Origin of the sequence: Arthrobacter burdickii (assembly GCF_030433645.1) — a bacterium.
GTDB classification, from domain to species: Bacteria; Actinomycetota; Actinomycetes; order Actinomycetales; family Micrococcaceae; genus Arthrobacter_D; species Arthrobacter_D burdickii.
The window spans coordinates 3085631-3107460 of record NZ_JAROCG010000001.1 but is presented as its reverse complement, the minus strand read 5'-3'; the positions used below and the strand labels follow the sequence as shown (position 1 = coordinate 3107460).

Sequence of the window (21830 nt, the reverse complement as noted above, 5' to 3'; positions counted from 1 at the left end):
CGGTCAACGATCGCCCCGGCCGGAGCGCCCGTCCGGCACCTCGAAGTTGAAGACGGAGGAGTCGAAGCGGTTGTATCCCTCGTAGTCCACCAGCTCGTAGAGGCGGCTGCGCGTCTGCATGGACTCCACGGCAGGCTCCTGCGTCCCGTGCGTCCTGATCGAGTCCAGCGTACGCTCGGCGGCGCCCATCGCACTGCGCAGCAGCGTGACCGGGTAGATCACCATCGTCACGCCTGCCTCCTGCAGCTGGTCCACGGTGAAGAGGTCGCTCTTGCCGAACTCCGTCATGTTGGCCAGGACCGGCACGTCGACGACGGCGCGGATGGCCCGGAATTCGTCCAGGGTCCGCATCGCCTCGGGGAAGATGGCGTCCGCCCCTGCCTCCACGAGGGCACGGGAGCGCTCCTGTGCGGCCTCGAGGGTGTCGGTGCCGCGGATGTCGGTGCGGGCCATGATGAGGAAGTTCGGATCACGGCGGGCATCGGCCGCGGCACGGATCCGCTTCACGGCCGTCTCGAGGTCGACGACGTTCTTGCCGTCGAGGTGCCCGCACCGCTTCGGATTGAACTGGTCCTCGATGTGGCAGCCGGCGAGCCCGGCGTTCTCGAGTTCCTGCACGCTGCGGGCGACGTTCATCGGCTCGCCGAACCCCGTGTCGGCGTCGACGATGCACGGCAGGTCGGTCATGCGGGCGATCTGCCCGGCACGGTGCGCGACCTCGGTGAGGGTGGTGAGGCCGATGTCCGGCAGCCCGAGGTCGGCGGCGATGACGGCACCGGAGATGTAGACGCCGTCGAATCCCTTGTCCCCGATGAGCCGGGCGGACAGGGGATTGAAGGCTCCGGGGAACTGCTGGAGGCGTCCGGACGCGAGTCCGTCCCGCAGTGCACGGCGCTTCTGCTCGGGGGTCACGGTCGAGTACAGCACGGCGGCCTACAGGAGTCCCTGCGGCGCGGCGGCCGCATCGAGGTACCCGGGTCGGGCGAGGATGTTCAGCTGTCCCAGCGAGTCTGCCGGGAGGTCGGGCAACTGCTCGACGGCGGCCAGGAAGCGGTCCAGTTCCGCGTCCTCGACGACGCCCTCGGCGAGCATCCGCAGCTTGGCGATGTAGTCCGTCCGCGCGAAGGGCCGGGCTCCCAGGGGATGGGCGTCCGCCACCGCGATCTCGTCCGTGATGACCGTGCCGTCCGTCAGGGTGATCTCCACGCTGCCGCCGAAGGCCTTCTCGGCGATGTCCAGGGAGTGGTAGCGGCGCGTCCACTCGGGGTCCTCCACCGTGGTGACCTTCCGCCACAGTGCCACGGTGTCCGGCCGGGCGGCCCGTGCGGGGGCGTAGGAGTCCTCGTGGTGCCAGCGGCCGTCCTGCAGGGCGACTGTGAAGATGTAGGGGATCGAGTGGTCGAGCGTCTCACGGGAGGCAGCCGGATCGTACTTCTGCGGATCGTTCGCACCGGAGCCGATGACGTAGTGGGTGTGGTGCGAGGTGGAGATGACGATGGACACGACGTTGTCCGGATCGGTCGCCTCCGGGTGGGCCCCGTGCAGGCGCCGCGCGAGGTCGATCCAGGCCTGGGCCTGGTACTCGGCGGAGTGCTCCTTCGTGTAGGTGTCGAGGATGGCGCGCTTCGGCTCGCCCCGCGCCGGAAGGGGCACCTCGTAGTTCGCCTCGGGGCCGTCCAGCAGCCAGGCGATCACGCCGTCCTCGCCCTCGTAGATGGGCGTGGGGGAGGTCTGCCCGCGCATGGCCCGGTCGATCGCCTCGACGGCCATCTTCCCGGCGAACGCCGGGGCATGGGCCTTCCACGTCGAGATCTCGCCCTTGCGTGACTGCCGGGTCGCCGTCGTCGTGTGCAGCGCCTGGCCGACGGCGTGGAAGATGACGTCGGGGTCCAGCGCGAGGAGGGTGCCGATGCCGGCGGCCGCGGACGGGCCGAGGTGGGCGACGTGATCGATCTTGTGCTCGTGCAGGCAGATCGCCTTCACGAGGTCGACCTGGATCTCGTAGCCGGTGGCGATGGCGCGGACCAGGTCCCGGCCCGGGGCGCCGGTGTGCTGCGCGGCGGCGAGGATCGGCGGGATGTTGTCGCCGGGATGGGAGTAGTCCGCTGCGAGGAACGTGTCGTGGTAGTCGAGTTCACGCACGGCGACACCGTTGGCCCAGGCGGCCCATTCCGCCGAGACGGGGGAGTCGACGCCGAAGACGGCGGCACCCGCGCCGTGTGCGGAGACCGGGTGGCTCGTCGCCTGCGCGCGTGCGGCGATCACCGGGGCCCGGTTCAGGGACGCGAGGGCGACGGAGGCGTTGTCGATGATGCGGTTGATCACCATGTCGGTCACGTCGGCGGGAACCTCGACGGGATCGGCGGCGACTTCGGCGATCTTCCAGGCGAGCTGCCCGGCTCGGGGGAGGTTCTCCTCGCTGCGGTGGACGCGGACGGGATGGAATTCAACCATGGTGTTCCTCTCGGTGGTGCGTGTCGTGGTCCCCGGTAAGCGGGGAGCGGAGGTGCTGCAGACTGTTGTGGAGGTGCACGCGCATGGAGGCCTCGGCGAGCTCGGCGTTCCCGGCACCGAGGGCGAGGGCGATCTGCTCGTGCTCGCGTGCCGAGGCCAGGAGCCGGCGGGGGTTGTCCCGTGCCAGCCTGCGCACGCGGGCGAGGTGTGTGCGGATCGGTTTCTGGGCCTGCAGCAGGTAGGGGTTCCGCGCCGCATCGTCGATCTCCCGGTCCAGCCGTGCGACGAGCGCGTAGTAGGCGTCCTGCCCGCCGTCGTCGTCCTCGATGAGCCTCCCCGCAGCGGCGAACTCCTCCGCGAGCGCGGTGAAGAGTGCAGGGTCTCCCCGATGGGCGGCGAGCCGGACGGCCGCGCATTCCAGGGGCAGCCGGACCTCGAACAAATCCGTCACGGCGTCGAGGGAGATGGCGGAGACGACGACGCCGCGGCCGGCGGGGGCGGCGAGCCCTTCGGCGACGAGCCGGGAGAGTGCCTCCCGTAGGGGCGTCCTCGAGACGCCGAGCCGGGCGGACTGTTCGACCTCCGCGAGCAGGTCACCCGGGGCCAGCCGCCATTCGACGATGTCGGAGCGCAGGAGGGAATAGGCGCGATCGCTGGCCCGCATCCTCGTCGCCTCCGTTCCTTCCGACATCTCCGCGTTCGGGACGCGCGATATGCCCAATGTATACACAACAGGGGACGGGAGCAAGAGAAAGCGGGCCAATCCGAACGCACCTACCGGTTGTGTATACAGATCCTCGGACTGGTTGGTATGCCCGTGGTACTGTTCCTCCACGCGCGACGAAGGGCGATCATGGCTGCTGCAGGACACGACGTCGACCAGGGGAACGTGGACCAGGCGAACTCCGGGCTGGACCGGTACCGCCGGCTGCACGCTGCGAGCTTGGCCGACCCCGAGGCCTTCTGGCGCGAGGCAGCCGGAGCGGTCGACTGGGTGACGCCGCCGACGACCGTCCTCGACGCCTTCGCCGCCCCCTTCTACCGGTGGTTCCCCGACGCATCCCTGAACACCAGCTACAACGCGCTCGACCGGCACGTCGACGCGGGCCGAGGCGGCCAGGCCGCACTGGTCTACGACTCGGCGATGCTCGGAGTCAGCCGGACCTACACCTACGCCGAGCTCCTGGACGAGGTCGCCGTCTTCGCCGGTGTGCTGGCGGGGCTCGGCGTCGGGAAGGGCGACCGTGTCCTCATCTACCTGCCGATGATCCCCGAGGCCGTGGTGGCCATGCTCGCCGCGGCCCGGCTCGGCGCTGTCCACTCCGTGGTCTTCGGCGGGTTCGCCCCGGCCGAGCTGGCCGCCCGCATCCGGGACGCCCGGCCCTCGGTCATCCTCACGGCGTCGGGAGGGATTGAGCCGGGCCGGCGCGTCGAGTACCTGCCCGCGGTCCACGCGGCACTCGCGCTCGCGGAGAGCGCCGGCACGCCCGTCGTCGCTAAGGCGCGCGAGGGCTTCGCGCACGGTATTCGGGACTACCAGGAGCCGGGAACCTCCTGGCTCGACTGGGACGACGCGGTGTCCACCGCCTCCGCTGTCCCACCGGTCGAGGTCGCGGCCACCGATCCGCTCTACATCCTCTACACCTCGGGCACGACGGGTGCTCCCAAGGGGGTGGTGCGCGACAACGGAGGACACGCCGTCGCCCTCACGTGGTCGATGCAGGGGATCTTCGGCATCGGACCGGGCGACGTGATGCTCACGGCGTCCGACGTCGGCTGGGTGGTCGGCCATTCCTACATCGTCTACGGGCCGCTGCTGGCGGGCGCCACGACGGTCCTGTACGAGGGCAAGCCGGTCGGCACGCCCGACGCCGGGGTCTTCGGCCGGCTCATCGAACAGCACTCCGTCAAGGTGCTGTTCACCGCGCCGACCGCCCTGCGCGCCATCCGGCGGGCGGATCCCGAGGGCGCGGCGCTCCGGGCCCACGACCTGTCCTCGCTGGCCACGCTGTTCTCGGCGGGCGAGCGGCTCGACACGGGAACGTCCGGGTGGATCGGGGAGGTCCTCGGCGTGCCCGTCGTCGACAACTGGTGGCAGACCGAGACCGGCTGGCCGATCTGCGCGAACCCCCGCGGACTCGGCGGCGTACCGCTGCGGGCCGGTTCGCCGTCGCTGCCGTCCCCAGGGTTCGACGTCGTCGTCCTCGACCACCAGGGGTCCGCGGTTCCGGCCGGGACGGAGGGGAGCATCGCCCTCCGTCTTCCGCTTCCGCCGGGTGCCCTGACCACGCTGTGGGGGAGCGACGCCCGGTACCGGGACTCCTACCTGAGTTCGTTCGAGGGGTACTACACGAGCGGTGACTCGGGCTACGTGGACTCCGACGGCTACGTCTTCGTCATGGGACGCACCGACGACGTCATCAACGTCGCAGGCCACAGGCTCTCGACGGGGGCCATCGAGCAGGTGATCGCACAGCACCCCGCCGTCGCCGAATGCGCCGTCCTCGGTCTGCAGGACCCGCTCAAGGGACAACGGGCCAGCGGGTACGTGGTCCTCAAGTCGGGCGCGTCCGTCGATCCGCTGACGCTCCAGGCAGACCTCGTGGCCATGGTCCGCACGGCGATCGGCCCGGTCGCGGACTTCAGGTCGGCAGTCGTGGTCGAGGCGCTGCCCAAGACCCGATCGGGCAAGATCCTGCGGAAGACCATGCGGCAGATGGCGGCGGGAGAGTCCTACGTGGTGCCCTCGACCATCGAGGATCCCGCTGTCCTCGCGGCGCTCGAGCCGCTGCTGCGACCACGGCCGGAGTGACGGTCCTGCTGGAACGTTCCTGCGGTGACCGTTCCGGGCGCAACCTCGTGGTGCTGGGCTCCCGAGAGGCGGACCGTCACCCCTCCGTGCTGGTCCGCGCCCAGCTGTATTCGAACTCGGGGCGTCCCCGCGTGCCGTAGCGGGGGGTCCGGAGGACGGACTGTTGGTCCGCAAGGTACTCCAGGTAGCGCCGCGCGGTGACCCGGGACATGGACAGGGACTCCGACACCTCGATGGCCGACGTCGGTTCCCGGAGTTCCTTCAGCAGGCGCGAGACAGCCCGCAAAGTCTCGGCCGAGAGGCCCTTGGGCAGCGTGGCCGCCGTGACGGGCCTCAGGGAGGCGAAGGCCTGGTCCACCTCGGCCTGCGTCGTGGCGGACGCCTGGTCCACCAGGTTCTGGCGGAACTCCCGGTAGGCCTCGAGCTTCTCCCGGAACGCGGAGTAGGTGAAGGGCTTGATGAGGTACTGCACGATGCCGGACGAGATGGCCGAGCGCACCACGTGCAGGTCACGCACCGCGGTGATCGCGATGATGTCCAGCGGCAGGCCGAGCCCGCGCACCCGGCGGATGATGTCCAGTCCGTGCGCGTCCGGCAGATTCATGTCCAGCAGCATGAGGTCGACGGCCGCCTCCGCCTGGCCCGTCCCCTCACCGGCCAGGTGGAGGAAGACCGCGAGTTCCGCACCGCTCCGGGCGACACCCACGAGTTCGAAGCCCTCGAGCCGACGCACGTACTCGGCGTGCGCGTCCGCGGCCACGGGGTCGTCCTCCACGACGAGGACACGGATCGTGCTCATGCCACGCCTCCGGTGTCGGCGCGGAGTGGGACGTCCGGCTCTCCGGGCGCTCGCGGACTGCTGTCTGGATCCTGCGCTGGACTGCCCGTCGGACTGCCTGCCGGATTGCCTGCCGGATTGCCTGCCGGATTGCCTGCCGGATTGCCTGCCGGATTGCCTGCCGGATTGCCTGCCGGATTGCCTGCCGGCGCAGCCGGGTAGGGGAGGCGCACGGCGAAACGGGCTCCGCCGTCGTCCGTGTCGGTCACCTCCAGCGAGCCGCCGAAGCGCTGGACCGCCTGGCGGACGAGGGCGAGGCCGACGCCGCGCCCGGCACCCGTCGCATCAGGGGATGCCTTCGTGCTGTAGCCGAAGTCGAACACCTTCGCCTTCTCGGAGTCGGGTAGGCCGTTGCCGCTGTCCTCCACGGCGATCTCGAGTTCGGGGGACCCGCTCCCGCCGGTCACCCTGTGCACGGTGAGGAGCACCCGGGGGTCCTCGGAGGCGGCGGCCTCGTCGAACGCGTTGTCCAGGAGGTTGCCGATGATCGTCACCAGGTCCACGGGGTTGAGGGAGCCCGCCTGCGCGTCCGGAGCGATGTCCGAGGTCAGTTCGATGCCGCGCTCGTTCGCCTGGGCGGCCTTGCCCACCAGGAGCGCCGCGAGAAAGGGCTCGTCGATGGCCTCGACCACCTCGTCGGTGAGCCGCTGCGACTGCTGCAGGTCCCTCGTCGCGAAGTCGACCGCATCCGCGCTCCTGCCGAGTTCCACCAGCGAGACGATGGTGTGCAGGCGGTTGGCGTGTTCGTGGGTCTGCGAGCGCAGGGCGTCCGTCAGGGTGCGCATGGTCTCCACCTGACCCGTCAGGGCCTGGATCTCGGTGTGGTCCCGCAGGGTCGTGACGGTGCCGAGGGCCGTGGGCGCATGGGCGCCGCGCCCGGCAGCGGTGGGAGGGACGGCAGGCTCCTGGTTGACCACCAGGACCCGGTCGTCGGTCAGGTGCACTTCGTCGTGGGCCCTGCGCCCCGACATGAGGAGTTCGCGCAGCGACGGCGGAACCGCGAGGTGCGTCGCCGGCACCGGCTCCTGCGTCCCGTCGAGGCCGAGGAGCCGCGCGGCCTGGTCGTTGTACAGGATCAGCCGTCCCGACGCGTCGATGAGGAGGAGGCCCTCACGGACGGAATGGAGGACCGAGTCGTAGAAGACGAAGGTGCGTGAGAGTTCGGCGGGGCCCATGCCCAGGGTCGCGTCCCGCAGGCGCCGGCTCAGCAGGAACGAGGCGAGGGCGCCCAGCGCGAGCGCACCGAGGGCGATGAAGGCGACGAGCGGGAGCTGCGCGTTGCGCGCGATGACGGCGCGATCCACCGTGATCCCCGCAGCGACCATCGCCTGCACCGTCCCGTCGCCGTCCACCACCGGAACGATGGAGCGGATCGACGGGCCGAGGGTCCCTACGTATGTCTCGGTGTGCGTACGCCCCGCCAGGGCTTCGGACACCGAACCGATGTACGGCCTGCCGATCTGCTCCGGGTTGCGGTGCGTGTAGCGCGTCCGGTCCGGAGCCATGATCGTGATGAAGTCCACGCCCAGCCGGTCCATGACGTCGACGGCGTAGGGCTGGAGCGTGGCGGACGGATCGGTCCCCTCGACAGCGTCGAGCACGGCCGGGTCGAGGGCGATGGCGGTGGAGACGGCGACCATGCGCTCCGCTGCGGCGTCGTTCACGCCCTCCGCCGCGTCCGCATAGAGGATCACCGAGAGGGATGCCGAGAGGATGAGGATGAAGACGAGTTGGGCCAGGAAGAACTGCCGGGCGAGGCTCCAGCGACTCACGCGGTGATCCTGCTCCTTCCGATTTCTGCCGGCCTCGGCCGGCGGCAAAAGCGCCGGATTCGCCGGGCCACGACCAGTATGAACTCAATGGTGACCGCGGTCACTCGCAGTGCCATGATGAGGGGGAAATACTCAACAGTACGCTTCCTGGAGAGACCCCCGCGGACGAAGAACGACCTTCGCCGCCGGCGCCGCCGGGCGGCCGACACCAAGGGAGAACATCATGGCTATGGCGCCATCGAGGTCCGACAGCGGACCCGCAGAACCCCGCAAGCGGGTCGACAAGACCCACTTCCTCTACATCGCGGTCATCGCCGCCGTGGTGCTCGGTGCGATCCTCGGCCTCATGGCCCCCGAATTCGCCAAGTCGCTCAAGCCTCTCGGCACGGGCTTCATCAACCTCATCAAGATGATGATCGCACCAATCATCTTCTGCACCATCGTGCTCGGTATCGGCTCCATCGCCAAGGCCGCGACCGTCGGCAAGGTCGGCGGCCTGGCACTGGGCTACTTCATGCTGATGTCGACCTTCGCGCTCGCCATCGGCCTCGTCGTCGGGAACCTCATCCAGCCGGGCGAGGGCCTCGACATCTCATCGACGACCTACGAGGTGCCCGCAGCCGCCGAGGGTGCACCGGAGGGAACCGTCGGCTTCCTGCTCAGTATCATCCCCACCACGCTCCTCGCGGCGCTCACGGGCCCGAGCATCCTCCAGACACTGTTCGTGGCACTGCTCGTCGGTTTCGCCCTCCAGAAGATGGGCTCGGCCGGCAAGCCGGTCCTTCGCGGCATCGGCTACATCCAGGCGCTCGTGTTCCGCATCCTCGTCATGATCATGTGGCTCGCGCCCATCGGCGCCTTCGGTGCCATCGCCGCCGTGGTCGGCGAGACGGGCGTGCAGGCCATCATCAGCATGGCCACGCTGATGCTCGCCTTCTACATCACCTGCATCCTCTTCATCGTCGTCATCCTCGGTGGCCTGCTGAAGCTCGTGACCGGCATCAACATCCTGAAGCTGATGCGCTACCTCGGCCGCGAGTACCTGCTCATCTTCAGCACCTCCTCCTCCGAGGCGGCCCTGCCCCGCCTCATCGCCAAGATGGAGCACCTCGGCGTCTCCAAGCCCGTGGTCGGCGTGACAGTACCCACCGGTTACTCGTTCAACCTCGACGGCACCGCCATCTACCTGACGATGGCATCGCTCTTCGTGGCGGAAGCACTGGGCAAGCCGCTGGCCCTCGGTGAGCAGATCTCCCTGCTGATCTTCATGATCATCGCGTCCAAGGGCGCAGCGGGCGTCACCGGCGCCGGCCTCGCAACCCTTGCCGGCGGCCTGCAGTCGCACCGTCCCGACCTGGTCGACGGCGTCGGCCTTATCGTCGGCATCGACCGGTTCATGTCCGAGGCGCGTGCGCTGACGAACTTCACCGGCAACGCCGTCGCCACCGTCCTCATCGGCACCTGGACGCGGGAGATCGACCGCGGCCGTGTCGACGAGGTCCTCGAGGGACGCCTGCCCTTCGACGAGACCACGATGAGTACCGATCACCGCTTCGAGAACGGCGACGACGTCGACGTCGAGGAGGGTGCCGCCGTTCGGACCGACGCGGCGGTACGGGGAACCAGCGCTCACTAGACCCTGCGCTGAAGAGACCCTGCGCTCGCTGAGTCGGCGGCGCGAGCCAATGGCTCGGCAGACAGAACGGCGATGGCCCGGAACACGACCGGGCCATCGCCGTCGTCGTGTCCGGCAAGGAGGCAGGCAGGGGAGGCGGGCAGACGGGCGGCCACGCAGGCCGGCAGGCAGGCGGGAAGGTCGGCTGGCAGGCGGGAAGGTCAATCGACAGGCCGGTGGACGGGTCAGTGGGCGGGTCTCCGGACAGGTCGCCGAGCGGCCGGTGGAGCCCCTACGGACGGCATGACCGGGGAACGTTCGACCTCAGGCTGAGGCTCAAGGCTCGTAATGGAAGAGCACTCGTCTCCACGGGTGCTGCCGTAGGCGTTGTACCGTGGACTATAGAAATGCCGCTCGGGAACGATGATCGACCGGCCTGCACCGATTCTGATGGAAGCGTGGAGAAATACGTGAGTAGTGAACAGGGTTCCACAACTCTGCCCAGCGCAGCGGACGCGGGATTCGGCCCGACCGGCCGCCCTGTGACGGAGTTCCCTGAGCCACGGGTCCTAGACTCGCACGGCCCGGCGAGGGTTATCGCGATGGTCAACCAGAAGGGCGGCGTCGGTAAGACGACGTCCACCATCAACCTGGGTGCCGCGCTCGCCGAAGCGGGACGCAAGGTGCTGCTCGTCGACTTCGACCCGCAGGGCGCGCTCTCCGCCGGCCTCGGTACCAACCCGCACGAGCTCGACGTGACCGTGTACAACGTGCTCATGGACCGGAAGGTCTCCATCCAGGACGCCATCCAGCACACCGCGATCGAGAACATCGACCTGTTGCCCGCCAACATCGACCTGTCGGCGGCCGAGGTGCAGCTCGTCAACGAGGTGGCACGCGAGCAGGTCCTCGACCGGGCGCTGCGCAAGGTGTCCGACGACTACGACGTCATCCTCATCGACTGCCAGCCGTCCCTCGGACTGCTCACGGTCAACGCCCTCACGGCGGCCCACGGCGTGATCATCCCGCTGATCTGCGAGTTCTTCGCCCTGCGCGCCGTGGCCCTGCTGGTCGAGACCATCGAGAAGGTGCAGGACCGTCTGAACCCGCGTCTGCAGATCGACGGCGTGCTCGCAACCATGTACGACGCGCGGACGCTGCACAGCCGCGAGGTCATCGCGCGCCTCGTGGAGGCCTTCGGCGACAAGGTCTTCGAGACGGTCATCAAACGCACCATCAAGTTCGCGGACGCGACGGTGGCCGCCGAACCCATCACGTCCTATGCAGCCAACCACTCGGGTGCGGATGCGTACCGCAGGCTTGCGAAGGAGCTCATCAGTAGGGGCGGAGCGCCCTAGTGCCCGTCGATCCCGGGTCCGCCCGGTTCCGCTGAATGGCGGGCACAACGTCCGCGCGTGCGGGCGGAGAGGCGACGACGGCGCAGGCCACCCTGCGCGGGAACCCGGGACCCGGCAACGGCCGCTCCACCGGGGGTAGTGCTGACGGTGGTGGCGACGGCGATGCCGTCGAGAGTGCTGCGGCGCAGGTTCCTGCCCGCCCGCCGGTCTTCGAGGTGCAGCTGACCAATTTCAGCGGTCCCTTCGACCTGCTGCTGAACCTCATCTCGCGGCGCGAACTCGACATCACCGAGATCGCCCTGGCGCAGGTGACCGACGAGTTCATCGCCCACATCCGCCGCATCCAGGCTGCGGAGGGGGAGTGGAAGCTCGACGAGGCGAGTGAGTTCCTGGTCGTCGCCGCCACCCTCCTCGACCTGAAGGCCGCCCGGCTCCTGCCCGCCGGCGCCGTGGAGGACGAGGAAGACATCGCGCTCCTCGAGGCGCGCGACCTGCTCTTCGCCCGCCTCCTGCAGTACAAGGCGTTCAAGGAGATGGCCCGGCACCTTGCGGGCCGGCTCGAGGAGGAGGAGGCGCGGCACCCGCGGAGCGTACCCCTCGAGGCCGAGTTCACCCGGCTCCTGCCGGAACTCATCTGGAAGCACTCACCCGAGGAATTCGCGGCACTCGCGGCGAAAGTGCTCACGCCGCGTCAGGAGCAGCCGGCCGAGGTCAGCATCGAGCACCTGCACTCCCCGCCGGTGAGCGTGCGTGACCAGGCGGTCGTGCTGCAGGACCTGCTGCAGTCACGGGGACCGCTGTCCTTCCGGCAGCTGACCGCGGACGCCGAGTCGCGGCTGGTCCTCGTGGTGCGGTTCCTGGCCCTCCTCGAGCTGTTTCGGGACGGCGTCGTCTCCTTCGACCAGGCCGCGCCGCTGACCGAGCTGGTGGTGCGCTGGAGCGCGGAGGACGAGCGCTGGACGGCCGAACTGCTGGCGAGCGACTTCGAGGACCAGGACCAGGACCAGGCACACAGGAAAGGAGTGCACGATGCATGAATCCGACGAGAGCGCGCCCGACGGACACGGCGTCTCCGTCGAGGACCTCCCGGGCGGGCTCCGCGGCGCGGTGGAGGCGATCCTCATGGTGGCGGACCGCCCGGTGACGGACGAGCAGGTCGCAGCCGTGCTCGATCGGCCGACGGCGCAGGTGCACGCGGTGCTGGTGGACCTGCAGCGGGAGTACGACGGCTATACTGGGTCAGGCCCCCGAAGCACCGAATCATTCGTGCCGCGCGGTTTCGAACTCAGGAACATCGCCGGCGGGTGGCGCATCTTCTCCCGGAAGCACTTCGCCTCCGTTGTTGCCGACTTCGTGCTCGATGGCCAATCTGCCCGGCTTTCACAAGCAGCACTCGAGACTCTGGCGGTCATCGCGTACCGCCAACCCGTGTCCCGTGCCCGGGTTTCTGCAATTCGGGGCGTCAACGTCGATTCCGTGGTCCGCACCCTGCTCCAGCGCGGACTTGTTGTCGAGCTGGAGACCGATCCGGAGACCGGCGCAGTCCTTTATGGGACCACCACCTTCTTTCTGGAAAGATTGGGGCTGGGCAGCGTCGACGAATTGCCCCGGATCGCTCCCCATCTGCCGGGCCTCGAGAGCCTTGGGGAGTATGACGAGACGACGTACTGAGCACGACCTACGAGAAGGACTTTCTACATGACACAGCAGCCAGGATCCGGTTCCGGACGCAATACGCCGCGCCGCGGCGGATCGACCGGACGCCCATCCGACGCTGCCCGGCGGACGTCCTCACCGCGCGGCGGATCGGGACAGGGCGGCGGCGGCCGTTCCGGCGAGGGCCGTCCGTTCCAGGAGCGCAACGAGCGCGGCGGCCGTTCCGGCGAGAGCCGTCCGTTCCAGGAGCGCAACGAGCGCGGCGGCCGTTCCGGTGAAGGCCGTCCGTTCCAGGAGCGCAACGACCGCGGCGGCCGTTCCGGGGAGAGCCGTCCGTTCCAGGAGCGCTCGTCCGAGGGGCGCCCGGCTGCGGGAGGCGATCGCCGTCCTTCCACCGACGGCCGCGCCCGTTCGGCCGCAGGAAGGCCGTCCGCAGGGACCCCGTCCAGCCGCTTCGGCGTCAAGGCCGGAGGACGTGCGGGCGGGAAGCCCGGGCGCCCCGGTGCCACGTCCGGTGCCCGTTCCGGCGGCCAGGAGGGTGCCGGTCGCCAGAAGCCCGCGGGAGCAAAGGCCTTCGGGCGGGAACGCTTCGGGCAGAACCTCGGCCCTGTGCGTCCCTCGAAGCCCAAGCGCGCGAGCCGCCCGGCGGACGAGATCGACGTCCACAATCCGGAGGGCGTGCGCCTGCAGAAAGTGATGGCGCTCGCGGGCGTCGCCTCTCGCCGCGTGTGCGAGGAGATGATCCTCGACGGACGTGTGGAGGTCGACGGTACCGTCGTCACCGAACTCGGCGTGCGCGTCGATCCTGAGCAGGTGGCCATCCATGTGGACGGCATTCGCCTGCAACTCAACGAGCACCTGAAGTACTACGTCTTCAACAAGCCGCGCGGCGTCGTCTCCACCATGGAGGACCCCGAGGGCCGTCCCTGCATCAGTGACTTCCTGAAGAACAAGAACAAGAACGAGCGGCTCTTCCACGTCGGTCGTCTCGACGCCGAGACCGAGGGTCTGCTCCTGCTCACCAACGACGGTGAACTCACCAACCGCCTGACCCACCCCTCGTACGAGGTCCCGAAGACCTATCTGGTGCAGGTCCGGGGACCAATGGCGCAGGGCATCGGCGCGCAGATGAAGGAGGGTATCGAGCTCGAGGACGGCCCCGCACAGGTGGACTCCTTCAAGCTCGTCGACTCGACACCGGGACACGTCCTCGTCGAGGTCGTGCTGCACTCCGGCCGCAACCGCGTGGTCCGCAGGCTCTTCGACGCCGTCGGCCACCCCGTCGAGCGCCTCGTCCGGACCCAGCTCGGCCCCATCCGGGTCGGCGACCAGCGCCAGGGCAGCATCCGCGTGCTCGGGCGCCAGGAGGTCGGGCACCTGCTGGCATCGGTGGGCCTCTAACCGATGACCATGCGCACGGAGCAGGGAACGCACCTCGCCGGACCGGTCCTGATCATCGGGGCCGGCCTGCTGGGTGCCAGCATCGGGTTGGGTCTGCGCATGCGCGGGCTCGACGTCGTCCTGTCCGATAGTTCGCCGTCGACCGAAGCCGTCGCCCGCGACATCGGCGCCGGCCGGCTCCTCGCCGAAGCCCAGGGCGCGGGGCGGGTGGCGCCGGAGGTCGTCGTGGTGGCCACGCCGCCCGACGTCACCGCGCGTGTGGTCGCAGCCGCCCTGCTGGCGTACCCCGACGCCGTCGTCGTCGACATCTGCAGCGTGAAGGAGTCGATCCTCCGGGAACTCGCCGCCACCCCCGGCGTCGAGGGACACCTCTCCCGCTACGTCGGGACGCACCCGATGGCCGGCCGCGAGAAGTCCGGGCCCGTCGCTGCGCGTGCGGCGCTCTTCACGGGCGCTCCGTGGGTCCTCTGCCCCCATGCCGACAGTGCTCCCGAGGCCGTGCTGTGCGCCGAGTCGCTCGCCGTCGACCTCGGCGCCGTACCGGCGCGGATGTCCGTCGAGGAGCACGACGAGGCTGTCGCCCTCATCTCGCACCTGCCCCAGGTGGTGTCATCCCTCGTGGCGAGCAGGCTGCAGGATTCGCCGGTGCAGGCCCTCTCGCTCGCCGGCAATGGACTGCGGGACGTCACCCGCATCGCGGCCAGCGACCCGCGCCTCTGGGTGCAGATCCTGTCCGCCAACGCCGGCCGCCTCGTCGACATCCTCTACGGCGTCCGGGAGGACCTGAACCGCCTGATCGGCACCCTAGAGGACCCGACGGCCGGCGGAGCCCGGCTCGACATGGCGCAGCTGATGTCCGAGGGGAACGCCGGCCAGGCGCGTGTTCCCGGCAAGCACGGCACGCCGCCGAACTCCTTTGCGCGCCTGACCGTGCTCGTCGACGACGTGCCCGGCCAGATCGCGAAGCTCCTCACGGAGATCGGCCACACCGGCATCAACGTCGAGGATTTCCGCCTCGAGCACTCTCCCGGACGGCAGGTGGGCCTTGCGGAGCTCTCGGTCCTGCCGGGCAAGCGACAAGAATTGACGGAGTCCCTGACGCAGCGGGGCTGGAAGGTAGTGCAGTGACCCAGACTTCAGCAGAAACCACGCAGGCACTCCGGGCCGCGGGTCCCGTGGGGGAGTCCGCTCCGTCGGGCCCCTACTCGGGGTTCCGCCTCGGCAAGTCCCTCGTGGTCGCCATCGACGGTCCCTCCGGGTCCGGCAAGTCGAGCGTCAGCCGCGAGGTGGCCCGCCGCCTGCGCGCCGCCTACCTCGACACCGGTGCCATGTACCGGGCCGTCACGCTCCACTGCATCGCCACGGGGATCGACCTCCAGGACAGCGCCGCGGTCGAGGCGGCGGCACGGTCCATCGAACTCTTCATCAGCACCAGCCCCGACCGTGAGTCCGTGACCATAGCGGGCGACGACGTCACCTCCGCCATCCGCGAACCCGAGGTCTCCTCGGCGGTCAGCGCCGTCGCCACGACCATGGGTGCGAGGGCCGAGCTGATCCGTCGCCAGCGTGCACTGATCGCCGGTGCCGGGCACCGGATCGTCGCCGAAGGACGGGACATCACCACCGTCGTCGCTCCCGACGCGGAGGTGCGCATCCTCCTGACCGCGAGCGAGGAAGCCCGCCTGCGCCGCCGCGGCGACCAGCTCGGCGGAACGCAGACCGACGCGCAGCTCAAGCGGCAGGTCACCGACCGTGACGCGAAGGACTCGACCGTGGTCAACTTCCAGCAGGCGGCGGACGGCGTCGTCACGCTCGACTCGTCGGACCTCGACTTCGAGCAGACCGTGGCGGCGGTCATCGGCATCGTGCGCACCGTCGCGCACTAGCCGGGCGCCAGCCGGGCACAACCGCAAGATCTCGGGCGCGAGCCCACCAGGATTACCGTCGGGAGACGGTGAACACCAACCGAAGGAAACAACATGAGCGAGAACCTTTCGCCGAACGCGACGGACCAGGGCGCCGACGAGGACTACGAGCCGAGCGGCGAGGACCATGTCAGTGAGGTGCTCGATACCCTCGACGACGCCGAGGCCGAGCAGCGCGCCGCCTCGCTGCGGGCCGGGCTCGAGGACTACGAGCTCGACGAGGAGGACGCCGCGCTCCTCGCCCGCCAGGACGAGGACTACGACGACGAGGCAGAGGGTCGGCTCAACCCCGTCCTGGCGATCGTCGGGCGACCGAACGTGGGCAAGTCCACCCTGGTGAACCGCATCCTCGGCCGCCGTGAGGCCGTCGTCGAGGACACCCCCGGAGTCACCCGCGACCGGGTGTCCTACCCGGCGCAGTGGTCGGGCCGCAATTTCACACTGGTGGACACGGGAGGCTGGGAGCAGGATGCGAAGGGCATCGCTGCCCGCGTCGCCGACCAGGCGGAGATCGCCGTGGACATGGCCGACGCCGTGCTGCTCGTCGTGGATGCAACGGTCGGCGCCACCGCGACCGACGAGGCCGTGGTGCGCATGCTGCGTCGCAAGAAGAAGCCGGTCATCCTCGTGGCCAACAAGGTCGACGACATCCAGAACGAGGCCGATGCCTCGGTGCTGTGGGGACTCGGCTTCGGTCAGCCCTGGCCGGTCTCCGCCCTGCACGGGCGCGGCACGGCCGACATGCTGGACAAGGTCAACGAGATCCTCCCGGAGTTCTCGGAGCACGGCGGCATCGAGCGGTCCGGCGGTCCGCGGCGCATCGCCCTGATCGGGCGCCCCAACGTCGGCAAGTCCTCCCTGCTCAACAAACTCGCCGGCTCTGACCGCGTCGTCGTCGACCCCCTGGCCGGGACCACCCGCGACCCGGTGGACGAAATGATCGAGCTCGGGGGCCGCACCTGGCGCTTCGTGGACACCGCAGGTATCCGCCGCCGCGTGCACATGCAGCAGGGCGCCGACTTCTACGCCTCGCTGCGCACACAGTCGGCGCTGGAGAAGGCCGAGGTCGCCGTCGTCCTCCTCGCTGTCGACGAGGTGCTCAGCGAGCAGGACATCCGCATCCTGAACATGGCCATCGAGTCCGGCCGGGCGATCGTGCTGGCCTTCAACAAGTGGGACCTGCTGGACGACGAGCGCCGCCGGTACCTCGAGCGCGAGATCGAGCAGGACCTCGCGCACGTGGACTGGGCGCCCCGCGTGAACATCTCGGCCCTGACCGGGTGGCACAAGGACCGCCTGGTGCCCGCCCTCGACGTCGCGCTCGAGTCCTGGGACCGGCGCATCCCGACGGGACGCCTCAACGCGTTCCTGGGCGAGCTCGTCGCGGCGCACCCCCACCCGGTGCGCGGAGGCAAGCAGCCGCGCATCCTCTTCGGGACGCAGGCCTCCAGTCGGCCGCCGAAGTTCGTCCTGTTCACCACGGGGTTCCTGGACCCCGGCTACCGCCGTTTCATCACGCGCCGCCTGCGCGAGACGTTCGGCTTCGAGGGCACGCCCATCGAGGTCAGCATGCGCGTCCGCGAGAAGCGGAGCCGCAAGCGCTGACCCTGTCCCGGTGTGCTGATCCGCTCCGAGAATGCTGTATTGTTATCCGAGTGGTTTGGCCTGCTGGACAGGCCGATCGGGATGTGGCGCAGCTTGGTAGCGCACTTGACTGGGGGTCAAGGGGTCGCAGGTTCAAATCCTGTCATCCCGACACTGCAGGGCCCGTTTCCACCGGCGATCCGCCGGAGGAGACGGGCTTTTTGCATGTCCGGGGCGAGGGCAGCCCGCCGCGACCGGCCGCGTGAGAGGCGCGTCACGTGCCCGCCGGATATGCCTATACTCGACCAGTACCCGGCGGCCGTCCGCCGCTGAAGACCGCGCGTCCGAAAGGCAACCATGAGCAACATTCCCGATGGCCTCTACTACACCGCGGAGCACGAGTGGGTCAGCGAGCCCGCCATCGACGGCACGGTGCGCGTCGGCATCACCGATTTCGCCCAGGATGCGCTCGGCGACGTCGTTTACGTGCAGATGCCCGAGGAGGGCACCAGCGTGGCAGGCGCCGATGTGATCGGCGAGGTCGAATCGACCAAGAGCGTCAGCGACATCTACGCACCGGTCACCGGCCAGGTCGTCTCGCGCAACGAAGCGCTCGACGACGATCCGTCCCTGATCAACTCCGACCCGTACGGCGAGGGCTGGCTGCTGGAGATCAAGGTCTCCGACCCCTCCGTGGTCCAGGATCTCCTGAGTTCAGCCGACTACTCCCAGCAGGTAGGCTAGAACTACCCGGCGAAGTCAGCGGGGACGGTACGGCTGGCGACAACCGGGCGTACCGCGCAGCAGGGGGAGGAAGACCGATGGTACGCAACGTGAATCGATCCGGAAAAGGAGAAGAGCCGAACATGACGTCTCCTGAAACAACGTCGATCAGTCTGCCGCCGTACTCCACCGCGGAAGAGATCGAGCGACATCTGACACGGGAGGAGCAGGCCTCCGTTGCCGCACTTCCGGCGGGTTCAGCCCTCCTGATAGCCCACTCCGGGCCGAACGCCGGCGCGCGGTTCCTCCTCCACGAGGACATCACCAAGGCCGGACGCCACCCCAATGCCGACATCTTCCTCGACGACGTCACGGTGTCCCGCCAGCACGCCGAGTTCCGGAGGACCGACAGCGGCTTCGTCGTCGTGGACACCCGAAGCCTCAATGGCACGTACGTGAACAACGACCGCGTGGACAGCGTCGCGCTGCGCGACGGCAACGAGGTGCGGATCGGCAAGTTCCGCCTGACCTTCTACGCAGCGCGCAGGGCGTCCGGCCGGGCTCCGCGGCATACGGCAGCGCAGGCCTAGTCCGGTTCATGCCTGTTTCCCGACCCGCCCGCCACCCGGCCGGCATCGCCTCCGGCTCCTCCGGCACCGGTGTCCTCAACATCGGTGAGGTCCTGCGCGAGCTGGCCGAGGACTTTCCCCGGGTCACGGCCTCCAAGATCCGCTTCCTCGAGGAGAAGGGCCTGATCTCCCCGCAGCGGACACGCGCCGGGTACCGGAAGTATGCAGGCCACGACGTCGAACGGCTGCGTTTCGTCCTGGCCCTGCAGCGCGACCAGTACCTTCCCCTGAAGGTCATCAAGGACTACGTCGACGCGATCGATCGCGGAGAGCGGCCCGAGTCGCTGCCCGGAGGCATGACGCTTTCCCCGCGCGTCGTGTCGGACCAGTTGTCCCGCGAACTCAGTGCGCACGGCCGTCGGCTCACCGCGGAGACGCTCGCCGCCGAGGCCGGTGCACCCCGCCGGCTCGTCGACGACCTCGTGAGCTTCGGTCTGATCACCGCCGTGGACAACCGCTTCGACGAGCACGCCCTCAAGATCACGAAAGCGTGCCTGCAACTCGAGAGCCACGGGATCGAACCCCGCCACCTGAGGCCCTTCCGTGCCGCAGCGGACCGGGAGCTGGGCCTCGTCGAGCGCGTCGTCGCTCCTGTCGCGTCCCGCAAGGACGTCGCATCGAAGGCCCGTGCAGCCGAGACGGCGCGTGAGATCAGCGAACTCTGCCTCGGTCTGCACAGTGCCCTCGTGCACAGCCATATCGCCCGAATGGACAGTTAGGCGGTTCCCCGTGATCGAAGTAGAAGTGGTGGGCGTGCGGATCGAACTGCCGTCGAACCAGCCCCTGGTCCTTCTGCGTGAGACTGCGGGGGAGCGGCACCTGCCGATCTGGATCGGAGCCCCGGAGGCCAGTGCCATCGCCTTCGTCCAGCAGGGCATCGTGCCGCCGCGGCCCATGACCCACGACCTCCTGGTCGACGTCGTCGCAGCGGCAGGCAAGACGATCTCCGAGGTGCGCATAACCTCCGTGGAGGACACGGTCTATCACGCGCAACTCGTCTTCAGCGACGGGGTGACCGTCAGCTCCCGGGCTTCCGACGCCCTCGCGATAGCACTGCGGGTACCCTGCCCCATCTACTGCGCGGACGAGGTCCTGGCCCTGGCCGGCGTCGAGATAGCGGATGCCGACGCCGAGGAGACGGAGGACGGCGACACCGAGGAGACGGCCGAGAAGGAGGTCCTCCAGTTCCGGGAGTTCCTCGCCGACGTTGAACCCGAGGACTTCGAGCGCTGACGCGGCCCCCTCTACGGCGCGGTCGCGGGCCGGCGATGCCCGCGCGCCGGGGCGGCTGCCGGCGACACGGCCATGCTTGCGGCCCAGCATCTTTGACCTTGCCCCTCCCGCGATCTAACGTCGAAGGATACAGTTCCCATTGCGTGCGTGGGGGACTCGGGGCACACTTGAGTGCACATCCCGAGGTCCCGCCCAGCCGGCATTTTCCCCGGGAACCCGACGAGGAGGCAACACGTGAGTCCGAAGGGTGACGCCGGCAAGGCAGCCAGCCCGGCAGGCACGGGTGTCCCGCCCAGCGCCCAGGGCTTACTGTTCACGGAAGACCTCCCCGTCCTCGACGAGGACGCCGGATACCGCGGCCCCACCGCCTGCAAGGCTGCAGGCATCACCTATCGCCAGCTCGACTACTGGGCCCGCACGGGCCTCGTCGAACCCGCCGTGCGCGGCGCCTCCGGCTCCGGCACACAGCGCCTCTACGGCTTCCGCGACATCCTCGTCCTCAAGGTGGTCAAGCGGCTGCTCGACACTGGAGTGTCACTCCAGCAGATCCGTTCAGCGGTCGAGCACCTGCGGGAGCGCGGCGTCGAGGACCTCGCCCAGATCACCCTCATGAGTGACGGTGCCAGCGTGTACGAATGCACGTCCGCGGACGAGGTCATCGACCTCGTGCAGGGCGGGCAGGGGGTTTTCGGTATCGCCGTCGGCCGTGTGTGGCGCGAGGTGGAGGGCAGCCTCGCGGCCCTTCCCAGCGAGCACGCTCCCGACCAGGAATTCCCCGGGGACGAACTCAGCAAGCGCCGCGTGACACGCAAGATCAGCTAGCAGACAACGGAGCGGGCCCCTCGGGGCCCGCTCCGTTGCATTTCCCGGCGCACTGCTACCTCCGGGCCGTCCGCCTAGCTTGCGGGATCAGGCACGCCTGGCGGTACGGCTCCGCATCCTGCCCGAATCCAGGACACTTCTCAGCAGCTCATCGAAGTAGCCCGCCGACTGCTGGGCGGAATCCCCGGGCCAGTGGTGCACGGAGTGGGCAGCGCCCTGGATCTGCTGCCAGTTGGCCTGCTCCGGGATCGTCGGGCTGAGCAGCAGGTCGCCGAACATCTGCCGCATCTCGCCGAGGCGGAACGCATGCTCGTTCGACGTCGGCCGCACCCGGTTCGCCACGATGCCCGCCGCGTGCAGGTCGGGGGCGAACTCCCGGCGGAAGAGCTCGAGGGCGCGCATCGTCCGCTCGGTGCCCGCCACGGAGAACAGGGCCGGTTCGGCAACGAGGAGGACCTTGTTGCTCGCGGTCCAGCCGATGCGCGTGAGGCCGTTGAGCGACGGCGGGCAGTCGATCAGGACGAGGCTGTAGCCCGTCACGCGGGACAGGAGCGTCGCCAGCCTGCGCTGGTCGCGCCGGCCGAGGTCCGGCCGGTCGTAGATGCCGGAGTAGGCGGAGCCCATGGCAACGTCGAGCGTGGACCGCCCCGATCCCCTGAGTTTCGCAGCGGTGGTCACCCAGCCGCTCGGGACGGTGTTGGCCCTCAGGTCCCCGCGTCGCGCGTCCTTCAGCAGACGTCCGACGTCGATCTGGTCGGAGGGCCGGACCGCCAGTCCGGTGGTGGCATCCGCATGGGGATCGAGGTCGACCACGAGTGTGGGGACTCCTGCTGCCAGTGCGGCCGAGGCCAGCCCCAGGGTGACCGACGTCTTTCCCACGCCGCCTTTGAGGCTGCTGATGCTCACTACCTGCACGGAATAACCCTCTACCTATCTCTGGCGGACACCGAGGCTCGCGGATCGGCCCCCGACCCATTCTAGGGTGATCGCTACGGGCCCCCGGGACGC

At 69.3% G+C, this 21830-nt stretch carries 20 protein-coding genes and 1 tRNA gene; 15 read left to right on the top strand and 6 right to left on the bottom strand.

Annotated features, from left to right (window positions below):
• Window positions 1-3: 3 nt before the first annotated feature.
• The 3 genes from prpB to P5G52_RS14590 are packed head-to-tail and all read right to left on the bottom strand — an operon-like array spanning window position 4 to window position 3118.
• Window positions 4-927, bottom strand: coding sequence for a methylisocitrate lyase (prpB, locus tag P5G52_RS14600; protein WP_301228542.1), 924 nt, complete (start codon window positions 925-927; stop codon window positions 4-6).
• A gap of 6 nt (window positions 928-933) precedes the next feature.
• Window positions 934-2454 (bottom strand): MmgE/PrpD family protein, encoded by a 1521-nt coding sequence (locus P5G52_RS14595; RefSeq protein ID WP_301228540.1) that lies wholly within the window; start codon window positions 2452-2454, stop codon window positions 934-936.
• Window positions 2447-3118, bottom strand: coding sequence for a GntR family transcriptional regulator (locus P5G52_RS14590; RefSeq protein WP_301228538.1), 672 nt, complete (start codon window positions 3116-3118; stop codon window positions 2447-2449). The genes P5G52_RS14595 and P5G52_RS14590 overlap by 8 nt, the downstream gene beginning before the upstream one ends.
• Window positions 3119-3307: 189 nt before the next feature.
• On the opposite strand from P5G52_RS14590, the gene P5G52_RS14585 reads away from it, so the two are divergent.
• Window positions 3308-5266 (top strand): AMP-binding protein, encoded by a 1959-nt coding sequence (locus tag P5G52_RS14585; protein ID WP_301228536.1) that lies wholly within the window; start codon window positions 3308-3310, stop codon window positions 5264-5266.
• A 76-nt stretch (window positions 5267-5342) separates the two neighbouring features.
• Here P5G52_RS14585 and P5G52_RS14580 read toward each other — a convergent pair whose 3' ends face one another.
• Entirely contained in the window at window positions 5343-6065 is a 723-nt protein-coding gene (locus P5G52_RS14580; RefSeq protein ID WP_301228534.1) for a response regulator, read from the bottom strand.
• Window positions 6062-7876, bottom strand: a complete 1815-nt coding sequence (locus tag P5G52_RS14575; RefSeq protein ID WP_301228532.1) for a sensor histidine kinase — start codon at window positions 7874-7876, stop codon at window positions 6062-6064. Before P5G52_RS14575 ends, P5G52_RS14580 begins: the two co-directional genes overlap by 4 nt.
• Window positions 7877-8105: 229 nt before the next feature.
• On the opposite strand from P5G52_RS14575, the gene P5G52_RS14570 reads away from it, so the two are divergent.
• The 14 genes from P5G52_RS14570 (at window position 8106) to P5G52_RS14505 (ending at window position 20822) form a co-directional block, all read left to right on the top strand.
• A complete protein-coding gene (locus tag P5G52_RS14570) occupies window positions 8106-9512 on the top strand; it encodes a cation:dicarboxylate symporter family transporter (protein WP_301228839.1) in 1407 nt (468 codons plus the stop codon).
• A gap of 449 nt (window positions 9513-9961) precedes the next feature.
• A complete protein-coding gene (locus tag P5G52_RS14565; protein WP_087073902.1) occupies window positions 9962-10849 on the top strand; it encodes a ParA family protein in 888 nt (295 codons plus the stop codon).
• 35 nt (window positions 10850-10884) lie between these two features.
• Window positions 10885-11886 carry a segregation and condensation protein A gene (locus P5G52_RS14560; RefSeq protein ID WP_301228529.1) on the top strand — a complete coding sequence of 334 codons (1002 nt, stop codon included), beginning with the start codon at window positions 10885-10887 and terminating at the stop codon, window positions 11884-11886.
• Window positions 11879-12520: an SMC-Scp complex subunit ScpB gene (gene scpB / locus P5G52_RS14555; protein WP_301228527.1), complete on the top strand. Its 642-nt coding sequence runs from the start codon at window positions 11879-11881 to the stop codon at window positions 12518-12520. Before P5G52_RS14560 ends, scpB begins: the two co-directional genes overlap by 8 nt.
• 27 nt (window positions 12521-12547) lie before the next feature.
• Window positions 12548-13906 (top strand): pseudouridine synthase, encoded by a 1359-nt coding sequence (locus tag P5G52_RS14550; RefSeq protein WP_301228525.1) that lies wholly within the window; start codon window positions 12548-12550, stop codon window positions 13904-13906.
• Window positions 13907-13915: 9 nt separating this feature from the next.
• Window positions 13916-15034, top strand: a complete 1119-nt coding sequence (locus tag P5G52_RS14545; RefSeq protein WP_301228523.1) for a prephenate dehydrogenase — start codon at window positions 13916-13918, stop codon at window positions 15032-15034.
• Between the two features lie 47 nt (window positions 15035-15081).
• Entirely contained in the window at window positions 15082-15792 is a 711-nt protein-coding gene (cmk, locus tag P5G52_RS14540) for a (d)CMP kinase (protein ID WP_301228836.1), read from the top strand.
• 93 nt (window positions 15793-15885) lie between these two features.
• Complete coding sequence (gene der, locus P5G52_RS14535; protein WP_301228521.1) at window positions 15886-17436, top strand: ribosome biogenesis GTPase Der; 1551 nt, start codon at window positions 15886-15888, stop codon at window positions 17434-17436.
• 77 nt (window positions 17437-17513) lie between these two features.
• Window positions 17514-17587 (top strand) — tRNA-Pro (locus P5G52_RS14530).
• Between the two features lie 185 nt (window positions 17588-17772).
• Complete coding sequence (gcvH, locus tag P5G52_RS14525; protein ID WP_087073750.1) at window positions 17773-18159, top strand: glycine cleavage system protein GcvH; 387 nt, start codon at window positions 17773-17775, stop codon at window positions 18157-18159.
• Window positions 18160-18281: 122 nt separating this feature from the next.
• Window positions 18282-18728, top strand: coding sequence for an FHA domain-containing protein (locus P5G52_RS14520; protein ID WP_301228518.1), 447 nt, complete (start codon window positions 18282-18284; stop codon window positions 18726-18728).
• A gap of 8 nt (window positions 18729-18736) precedes the next feature.
• A complete protein-coding gene (gene ftsR / locus P5G52_RS14515) occupies window positions 18737-19486 on the top strand; it encodes a transcriptional regulator FtsR (RefSeq protein WP_301228516.1) in 750 nt (249 codons plus the stop codon).
• Window positions 19487-19496: 10 nt separating this feature from the next.
• Complete coding sequence (locus P5G52_RS14510) at window positions 19497-20000, top strand: bifunctional nuclease family protein (RefSeq protein ID WP_301228514.1); 504 nt, start codon at window positions 19497-19499, stop codon at window positions 19998-20000.
• A 234-nt stretch (window positions 20001-20234) separates the two neighbouring features.
• Entirely contained in the window at window positions 20235-20822 is a 588-nt protein-coding gene (locus P5G52_RS14505) for a MerR family transcriptional regulator (RefSeq protein ID WP_301228512.1), read from the top strand.
• Between the two features lie 87 nt (window positions 20823-20909).
• Here P5G52_RS14505 and P5G52_RS14500 read toward each other — a convergent pair whose 3' ends face one another.
• Window positions 20910-21737 (bottom strand): ParA family protein, encoded by an 828-nt coding sequence (locus P5G52_RS14500; RefSeq protein WP_301228510.1) that lies wholly within the window; start codon window positions 21735-21737, stop codon window positions 20910-20912.
• Window positions 21738-21830 lie beyond the last annotated feature (93 nt).